Annotated in this window: 6 protein-coding genes; 1 reads left to right on the forward strand and 5 read right to left on the reverse strand. The window is 61.6% G+C overall.

Annotation, left to right across the window (positions count from 1 at the left end; translation table 11 throughout):
- Nucleotides 1-32 precede the first annotated feature (32 nt).
- Genes QUG01_RS19590 through QUG01_RS19600 form a run of 3 tightly spaced genes read right to left on the reverse strand, consistent with a single transcriptional unit; the run spans nucleotide 33 to nucleotide 3,849 of the window.
- A complete protein-coding gene (locus tag QUG01_RS19590; RefSeq protein ID WP_500831555.1) occupies nucleotides 33-1,091 on the reverse strand; it encodes an ABC transporter permease in 1,059 nt (352 codons plus the stop codon).
- A gap of 16 nt (nucleotides 1,092-1,107) precedes the next feature.
- A complete protein-coding gene (locus tag QUG01_RS19595; protein WP_500831556.1) occupies nucleotides 1,108-2,046 on the reverse strand; it encodes an ABC transporter permease in 939 nt (312 codons plus the stop codon).
- Between the two features lie 21 nt (nucleotides 2,047-2,067).
- Nucleotides 2,068-3,849 (reverse strand): ABC transporter substrate-binding protein, encoded by a 1,782-nt coding sequence (locus tag QUG01_RS19600; RefSeq protein ID WP_500831557.1) that lies wholly within the window; start codon nucleotides 3,847-3,849, stop codon nucleotides 2,068-2,070.
- Between the two features lie 300 nt (nucleotides 3,850-4,149).
- Between QUG01_RS19600 and QUG01_RS19605 the strand changes: the two genes are divergently transcribed.
- Nucleotides 4,150-4,518, forward strand: coding sequence for a hypothetical protein (locus tag QUG01_RS19605; protein WP_500831558.1), 369 nt, complete (start codon nucleotides 4,150-4,152; stop codon nucleotides 4,516-4,518).
- A 36-nt stretch (nucleotides 4,519-4,554) separates the two neighbouring features.
- Here the strand turns inward: QUG01_RS19605 and QUG01_RS19610 are convergent, their stop codons facing one another.
- Both QUG01_RS19610 and QUG01_RS19615 read right to left on the reverse strand, forming a co-directional pair.
- On the reverse strand, nucleotides 4,555-7,677 hold the full coding sequence (locus tag QUG01_RS19610) for an efflux RND transporter permease subunit (protein WP_500831559.1): 3,123 nt from the start codon (nucleotides 7,675-7,677) through the stop codon (nucleotides 4,555-4,557).
- A 10-nt stretch (nucleotides 7,678-7,687) separates the two neighbouring features.
- On the reverse strand, nucleotides 7,688-8,788 hold the full coding sequence (locus QUG01_RS19615; protein ID WP_500831560.1) for an efflux RND transporter periplasmic adaptor subunit: 1,101 nt from the start codon (nucleotides 8,786-8,788) through the stop codon (nucleotides 7,688-7,690).
- Between the last annotated feature and the right edge of the window lie 282 nt (nucleotides 8,789-9,070).

Below are 9,070 nucleotides of genomic sequence, written 5' to 3' on the forward strand. Positions count from 1 at the left end.
GATTGCTCATGATTGCTTTCTCCTCGTCCCGCTCACTTCGCCGCCGCGCGCGGGTCCAGCGCGTCGCGCAGGGCGTCCACCAGCAGGCTGAACGCCGTCACCAGCACCGACATGGCGATAGTCACCGCCAGCATCTGCCACCAATAGCCCTGGATCAGCTCGGTCGGCGCTTCCGCCAGCATCGAGCCCAGGCTCACCTCGCGCACGCCCACGCCGAAACCGAGGAAGGACAGAATGGCCTCGTACTTGATCAGCGCCACGGTCAGCAGGGAAAACTGCACCAGCAGCAGATGGGAGATATTGGGCAGGATGTGGATGAACATCTTGCGGCCGCTGCCGGCGCCGATGGCGTCGGCGGCCTGCACGTATTCGCGGCCTTTCAGCTTCAGATATTCGGCGCGCACCAGGCGGTAGGTGCCGGTCCAGCTGGTCAGCGCCATCACCGAGATGATGGTGGTGATGCCGCGGCCGGACACGGCTGCGAAAGACAGCAGCAGCAGCATGTCCGGCACCGAGGTGAACACGCTGTAGAACCAGTTGAGGAAATCGTCGGTCTTGCCGCCGAAGTAGCCGGACACCGCGCCCAGCGCGCAGCCGATCAGCAGCGAAAACACCGCGCCGAACACGCCGACGAAGATGGAGGTGGAGGTGCCCTTCAAGGTTTTCTGGATGACATCCCGGCCCTGCAAGTCGCCGCCGAATGGCAACTTCTCCAGCCGCGGCGGCGTATGGTCGGCATATTCGGCCACGTGCTTCTCGGCCTCGGCCAGCTCTTTGCCGATCGGATCCTCGGCGCGACTCAAGGAGATGATGGGCGCCGCCGTGGCCTTGGCCGCAGCCTCCGGCGGCAGCACGTCATCAGCGGATTCGCTCACCCAACTCGGCGGCGCGTACGGCACGCCGATCTCATCGGCCCAGTGCCCGCCCACCAGATTGAACCAGCCGCCTACCGAAATCAGCAGATAGACCAGCACGATCCATAAAGAAATGAGGCCCACCCTGTTGCGCTTCAGGCGCTGCCAACCGAGCTTCCACAGGCTACGGGACGGCGCTTCCGCCACCGCGCCAACGGTATTCTGCAATGTCGTCATGATTGTTCTCCTCCGCTTACTTCAGTTGCACGCGCGGATCGATCCACTTGTAGACCAGGTCGCCCAACAGGTTGAACACCATGGTGGCGATGGCGATGTAGATGGTGATGGCCTTGATCACCGGGAAGTCGCTCTTGTTGACCGCCTGGATCACCTCGTTGCCCATGCCGGGGATGCCGAAGAAGCTTTCCAGCACCAGCGCGCCCAGCAGCAGATACGGCAGCGACATCATGATGCTGGTCACCACCGGAATCAGCGCATTGCGCAGCACATGCTTCAGCATGATCTGGCGCTCGGACAGACCCTTGGCGCGCGCGGTGCGCACATAGTCCTGGCCCAGCTCCTCGACAAAGAAGCTGCGGTAGAAGCGGATGTCCGGCCCCAACGACACCATCAGGCCCATCAGCAGCGGCAGCGGCACATACAGGAAAAGATTGGTCCAGACGGAATCGCCCCAGCCGCGCACCGGAAACCAGCCCAGCTTGAACGCCAGGAGGTATTGCCCGGCAATGATGTAGATCAGCGCGCTGATCGACATCGCCACGGTGCAGATGATGGTGACGATGTGGTCGGTCAGCCCGCCGCGGTAATAAGCCACCAACGCGGCCAGCGGAATGGCGATCAAGAGATCGACCACCAGCATGGCGCCGCTCAGCGTCAACGACGGGCCGACGCGGCTGCCGATGATGTCGGAAACGGGCTGCTGGGTGGACCAGGAGGTCCCGAAATCCAGCGTCAGCACCTGATGCACAAATACCAGGAATTGCTCAGGCAGGCTCTTGTCCAGACCCAGCTGCGCGCGGATATTGGCCAGCACTTCCGGCGTCAGGTGCTTGCCGGCCAGCACCAGGCTCGGGTCCCCGCCTACCAGCGAGAACAAGATGAAAACCAGCAGCATCACCCCGAACAGGGTCGGGATCATTTGCAGCAGCCGGCGGATGATGAATGCGGACATGTTTTTCTCCTCGCTTTCCGCTTACTTCTGCACGTCCAGGAAGCGCCAGATGGCGTTGAAGTTAGGATGGACCTTGAAGCCACGCACCCAGGGTTGCGCGACGCCGTTGGCGTAACGGATATCGCTGAACATCCACGGGGTATCGCCCATCACCACCTTGTTCATCTCGTCGTACAGCCGGTTGCGCTCCGGTCCATCCGGCAAAACACGGGATTGCTCGTAGAGGCGGTCATAGCGGGAAGATTGATAGCATGAGTAATTGCTGCCGCCGGTATTCGGCCCGTAGAGCAGTTGGGTGAAGTTGTCGCCATCCGGATAATCAGCACTCCAGGCGCCGCCTACCAGTCCATATTTGCAATCACGCAACGCCTTGACCTGCTCGTTCCACTGCATCACTCGGAAGTTGACCCGGACCTTGATACGGTCAAAAGCTTTCTGCCAGTACTCGTCCCACTGTTTATCGATGGCAGTCGGACCTGCCAGATAGTCAACCGTCAGCGGTTTGCCATCGGGCTGCTGGCGGTAGCCGTCCGCTCCAACCTTGTAGCCGGCCTGATCGAGCAGGGCGTTGGCCAAGGGCGGGTTGAATGGATAGGCTCCGCGGAAATTCGGGTTGTGGCCAGACACATTGGGCGGAACGATATACTGCATCTGCACCGCCTGGTTGCGCCGAATATCGCGTATGGTTTCCGCGTTGTTGAATGCCATGGAAATGGCTCGGCGCAGAGCGATTCTGTCCTTGCCATAGCCCCCAACCACTGGATCCTTCATATTGAAGGCATAGAAGGTGATCCCCTCCTCCAGGCTTCGGCTCAATTGAATGCCGCGCTCGCGATACTCGGACTTCAACTCCGCTCGCGCCGGATTGCTGGGATCCATGCGCAGCACTTCGCGGATCAGAGGCTGCGGGATGCTGGGATTGCCGGCCAGCGCATCGAGTTCGCCGCTCTTGAAGGCCAGCCAGGTCGGCTGCTCTTCCTGAATCACCGCCACTTCGATGCGGTCTATCTGCGGATAGCGCTTGCCGTTCATATCGCGCGCGATCTTCTGGTCCTTGGCGTCCGCGCCCACTTGATAATTGAAGTTTTCCTGACGGAAGTTAGGATTGCGCACCAGGGTCATGCTATTGCCCGGTTTCCAGTCCTTCAGCATGTAAGGACCGGTGCCTACCGGGTGGGCGTTGCTATTATCGCCGTAAGCTTCCATCACTTCGCGCGCTTGCCCCTCCACCCAGCTGCCCGCCAGCACATATGGCAGCGACGGGAACGGCTGCTTGAACTTCAGCTGCAAGGTGTAGCGGTCCAGGGTTTTCACGCCCTCTACCACCGTGTCGTAGTCCAGCTTTCCGTTGCCGGCCTTTTTGACCAACTCGGCCAACCCCACCAGCTTGTTGGTGAAGGTGTCGCTCAGCGGCGAAGCCACGGTCGGATCGGACAAGCGCTTGATGGAATAGACATAGTCGGCCGCGGTCAATTCGCGCTTCTTGCCTTTGAAGGCCGGGTCCGGCGCGAAATAGATGCCCTTCTTCAGATGGAAGGTATAGGTCAGGCCGTCGGCGCTGACCGTGGGCATGGCGGTGGTGACATTGGGTATCACCTTGACCGGACGGGCCAGGTAATCGAAGGTCAGCAGCGGATCATAGATATGCTCGATCACGGCCGCTGAATACACATCCGACACCTTGGCCGGGTCGAAGCCCGTTTCGGGCGCGTTGAATGCCACATGCAGCACCTTCTCCGCATGAGCGGCGGGCAGCAGGCTACCCAACATCATGGCCATCGCGAGAGTTTTTTTCAGGCGCATGATCTCCTCCTTTGTTGTCAGGCTTGTCCGGATGTGGGCATCCGTTTTTTTTGCCAAGCCTGGTTTCCCCTCGACCGGCGGCAAGGCCGCCGATCATGATCGCGGGTGATCCCCGCTGTATTGGCGTGTTTTCACACGCTTGTTAACACACTCCATTGCCGTGCAAGACATCGACAATTGACATCCAGACATAACATCGCCATCGTTAAAACAGGCCGTTCATGGCATGCGACATGCGCTCGAAACATCATGCCATGACAATGAATAATGAATACACTCTATTTACACGAGGCTACGCACATGAAAACCGCTACCCTCATCGCCGCCTGCATCGCCATGGCCGCATTGGCCGGCTGCGCAACCCAGCAGGGTTATGCCCAGAAGGTTTATTCCTGGCAAGGGCGGGACGCCAACGAGCTGCTGGCAAGCTGGGGCGCGCCCACCGCGCAGATGACCATGCCCAACGGCAAGCTGCTCTACACCTACCGCACCGCCTACAGCCAGGAAATGCCGATACAGGGCAACGGCTTCTACTACCCATGGAGCGTCAGCGGCGGTGGTTCGGTCTACTACAGCTGCACCACCAACTTTGTTGTCGACCCGCGCGACCACACCGTGATCTCAGTCAGTTTCGACGGCAACGACTGCGTCGCCCCTGCCAAGAAATAACGCAAGCCGCGTGAGCCGGACCTACCGGCTCACGGCTTAATTGCTGGACTCCGTTTTCAGCGTCAGCTGTTCCTTGCCCCTGCCCAGCAGCCTGCGAATCCGGCTGCGCAAGCCATCCAGATAGGTGTACACCACCGGCACCACCAGCAAGGTCAGCAGGGTCGAAGTGGTCAGGCCGCCGATGATGGCATGAGCCATCGGCCGGTTGCTTTCCGAGCCATCGCCGGTGCCCAGCGCCAGCGGCAGCATCCCGAAAATCATCGCCAGGCTGGTCATCATGATGGGACGCAGCCGCACCCGGCCGGCCTCGGCAATCGCGTCCTCGCGCGCCATGCCGTCCAGCCGCGCCCGATTGATGAAGTCCACCAGCAAGATGCCGTTCTTCGCCACCAGGCCCATCAACATGATGATGCCGATGATGGAGAACATGTTCAGCGTCGATCCCCACAGGAACAAAGCGACAAACACGCCGCCAAAAGCCAGCGGCAGCGCCATCATGATGGTGACCGGCATGGTGAAGCTGCGGAACTGCGCCGCCAGGATCAGGTAGATGAAGATCACGCCCAGGCCCAGCGCGCGCAGCGCATTGCTGACCGTTTCTTCCATATCCTTCTGCTGGCCGCGATGCATGCGCTGCACGCCTTGCGGCAGCTGCATGTCTTTGATCGCCTTGTCCACATCGGCCATCACCGAGCCGACGTCGCGCCCCTCGACGTTGGCCATGATGCTGATCTCGCGCATCATATTGGTGCGCTTGATCTGACGCGGGCTGACGCCCTGCCGCGTTTCGATCAGCGTGGACAGCGGCACCATCTGCGCCCCGCCATGCTGATCCGCGTTGCCGGCCACTTTCAGCTGGTCCAGCAGCTCCTGGCGCCGCTCGCCCTTGGGCACCCGCAGCCGCACATCGTAGTTCTCGCCGTCCGGCGCTTCCCAGGTGGTCACCACATTGCCGGCCAGCAGCATGGATAGCAGATTGCCCACCCGATTCAGATCGACTCCCAGGCTTAAGGCGGCATCGCGGCGCAGGGTCAGGCTCAGCGACGGATCGCCTTCGGTCAGGTTGGATTCGATGTCCTTGACGCCCTTCACCTTGGCGATGCGCGCCATGACCTCGCGCGACACCTCGTCCAGCTCGGTCAGATTGGAGCCGCGCAGGCCGATGAAAATCGGCTTGCCCTGCTGCTCGTCATTGGCCACCGCCTTGATCAGCACGCCGGCCACCGGCTGCACGTGCTTGCGGACGTCTGCGATCACTTCATGCAGGCTGCGCCGGCGCGAATGCTTGTCGCCGACATCAATGGTCAGGTTGCCATCATTCTTGCCGGCGCCGAAATTGCCGGCACCGACATTCAAGGAAACCGTCTGGATCTCCTTGATGCCAGCCAGAGAGTCTGCCAGCTCCTTGCCCTTTTGCGCCGTGTATTCCAGCGATGAGCCAGGCGCGGTCTGATACACCACGTTGATCTTGCCGCTGTCGCGCTCCGGCACGAACTCGCCGCCTATCATCGGCACCAGCATGAAACTGGCCACGGTAAAGCCCAGCGCCAGCGCCAGCACGGTCTTGCGGTGGCCCAGCACCCAGCGGATCAGCAGCGCGTAACGATCAGACAGCCTGTCCAGCGACATCTCGAACCAGTCCAGCATCCGGCCCAGCGGCCCGCGATGCTTGTCGCCGTGATGGTGCGGGTCGTGCCAGATCGACGACAACATCGGGTCCAGCGTAAAGCTGACGAACATCGAAATCAGCACCGCCACCGCGACGGTCAGGCCAAACTGATGGAAGAAGCGGCCAATCACGCCGCCCATGAAACCAACCGGCAGGAACACCGCCACCACCGTCAAGGTGGTGGCCAAAACAGCCAGGCCGATTTCGTTGGTGCCATCCAGCGCCGCCTGATAATGGCTCTTGCCCAGCGCGACATGGCGCACGATATTCTCGCGCACCACAATGGCGTCATCGATCAACAGGCCAATGGACAGCGACAGGGCCAGCAACGTCAGCATGTTCAGCGTAAAGCCCATGATCTGGATCGCGAACAAGGTGCCGACCAGCGCCACCGGCAGCGTCAGCCCGGTGATGACGGTGCTGCGCCAGCTGCCCAGGAACAGGAATACGATCAGGATGGTCAGCCCGGCCCCTTCCAGCAACATGGACTCCACGCTGTGCAGGGCTTTCTTCACATCCTCCGCCGAGTCATAGGTATAGCGCAGCTTGGTGCCGGCGGGCATCTGCGGCTTCAGCTCCGCCAGCAGCTTCTTGACGCCGTCGGCCACGGCCACTTCGTTGGAGCCGCGCGCCGCCTTGATATCTATGCCCAGCCCCGGCTGGCCGTTGATCAGCGAAACGCTGTCCTGCTCGGCTTCGGTATCGGACACCGTGGCGATATCATCCAGGCGGATCGGCGTGCCGTTGCGATAGCCGATCGCCAGCGCGGCGAAATCATCGGCCGATTTCAGCTTGCCGGAGACGCGGATCGCCCATTCCTTTTGCGAGGTGGACACATTGCCGGCCGGGAAATCCTGATTGGCCGCCTTGATGGCGTCGGCCACATCGGTCAACGCCAGGCCGGAGCCTTCCAGCCGCACCGGGTCGATGTCGATGCGGATTTCGCGGCGCACCGCGCCGATCAAATTGACGTCGCCGACGCCCTCCACCATCTGCAGCCGCTTCTTCAACACGTTCTCGACCCAGCTGCTCAGTTCGCGCGGGCGGGTCTGATTGGAGGTCAGCGAGATCGACAGCATGGGGTTGTCGTTAGGGTCAACCTGCGAAACCGAGGGCGTGCCGATTTCACGGCGGAACTGCCCCTGCACCGACGCCACCTTGTCGCGGACATTCTGCACCGCGATGATGGGGTCCACCGACAGTTCGAATTCCGCTACGACAAAAGAATTGCCCTCAGACGAATAAGAGCGGATTTCCTTGATGCCGTTGACAGTATTCAGCGCTTCTTCCAGCGGCTTGCTGACCTCGCTCTCCACCACCTCGGGCGAGGCGCCGGAATACGGCGTGGACACCACCGCCATCGGCAACCGGACATCGGGCATTTCCTCCACCGCCAGCTTCTGCCAGGAGAACAGGCCCAACACCATCAGCGTCATCATCAGGACGGCGGCGAAGTACGGATTGCGCACGCTTACGCGGGTCAGCCACATGGCGCGCTCCTTATGCCCGGCCAGCCGGCAGGCTGACGGCGTCGCCGGCCTTGCTGCCCAGCAACTCGCCGACGACCACGCGCTCGCCCGGCGCAACGCCGCTGATCGCCACCTGGCGGTCCGCCTCGGCGCGCAATGCCACCGTGACTGGACGTTTGGCCAGACGGCCTTTTTCCGCCACCAGCACCCATGGCTGGCCGTCAATGTCCCGCACCGAGGAAAGCGGGACCACGACCTTGTCTTTGACTTCCTGCAGCACCACGCCGCCCTTGGCGAACTGCCCGACCTTCAAACGGCCATCCGGGTTCTTGACCCGAATAAACAGCGTGAAGCTGCGGGTTCCCGGTATCGCCACCGGATTGATGCGCACCACCTCGCCATGCAACGGCTGGCCGGCGCCATCGACATTGAAAGTAGCGCTCATGCCGACTTTGGCCTGCGCCACCAGGCGCGACGGCACGGTAGCCGCGATTTCCAGCACGGAAAGGTCTGCCACCGAAAACAGCTTCATATTGCGGCTGGCCACCTCGCCGGGGTTGATCTTGCGTTCATAAATCACGCCGTCTATCGGAGACTTGACCTGGGCGTCGGCCAGCTGGCGCTGCGCCCGCGCCAATTGCGCCGCCTGCGCGCGCAGCTCGCCCTCTTTCACCTTGTAATCGCTTTCCAGCTCGTCATAGGCGATCTGCGAAATAAAGCCCTTGCCCAGCAGCTCGCGCTGCTTGTCCAGCTTGACTTTGGCCAGCTTGAGGCGCGACTTGGAATTGTCCAGCTGAGCGCTCTGCTCCTCCACCGATTGCGCCAGCGCTTCGGTATCCAGCACCGCCAGTAGCTGGCCGCGACGGACCGGCTCGCCCTCGCGCACGCGCACTTCGCGCACGCTGGCGTCCACCTCGGACGAGATGGCGCTGCTGCTCAAGGCGTTGAGCGAACCGGTAAAAGAAATGATCGCCGCCAGCGGACGCACCTCGGCCCGCACCACATCGGCGGAACTCAAACGGCGCGCCACCGGCGCCGAGGCGGCTTTGGCGCTCGCATTCTCGGCATGTCCGTCGCCGCAAGCGGCGAGCGGCAGCAGGATCAGAGCGGTCAGACAAAGACGTGTGTTCATATATGTTCATTCTCCGGCGACAGCTGCCAGCAGCGCCGGCTTCCCTGGCTTTTATTATTGAGGTTCGGAAGAATATCACCTTCCCGGACAAAGCAAGCGGCCCGCTCCGGGCCGCTTGCCATCACCCAATCATGCCATAGGCATCAATCAATGTGAATGTTACTGCAGGAACTGTTCCGATCCCACTATCCCCAGCTTCGTCAATCCCAATCGCTGCGACTCCGCCAGCACCATCGCCACCGGCGCATACGTCGCATCCTTGTTCGGCTTGATGTGCAGCTC

This window comes from Chromobacterium sp. CCUG 76385 (genome assembly GCF_059916625.1).

What these genes read in the sequence shown, in the direction of transcription:
- QUG01_RS19605 (WP_500831558.1), top strand. Translation starts at nt 4,150, where the DNA reads ATGAAAACCGCTACCCTCATCGCCGCCTGCATCGCCATGGCCGCATTG.
- QUG01_RS19615 (WP_500831560.1), bottom strand. Translation starts at nt 8,788, where the DNA reads ATGAACACACGTCTTTGTCTGACCGCTCTGATCCTGCTGCCGCTCGCC.
- QUG01_RS19610 (WP_500831559.1), bottom strand. Translation starts at nt 7,677, where the DNA reads ATGTGGCTGACCCGCGTAAGCGTGCGCAATCCGTACTTCGCCGCCGTC.
- QUG01_RS19600 (WP_500831557.1), bottom strand. Translation starts at nt 3,849, where the DNA reads ATGCGCCTGAAAAAAACTCTCGCGATGGCCATGATGTTGGGTAGCCTG.
- QUG01_RS19595 (WP_500831556.1), bottom strand. Translation starts at nt 2,046, where the DNA reads ATGTCCGCATTCATCATCCGCCGGCTGCTGCAAATGATCCCGACCCTG.
- QUG01_RS19590 (WP_500831555.1), bottom strand. Translation starts at nt 1,091, where the DNA reads ATGACGACATTGCAGAATACCGTTGGCGCGGTGGCGGAAGCGCCGTCC.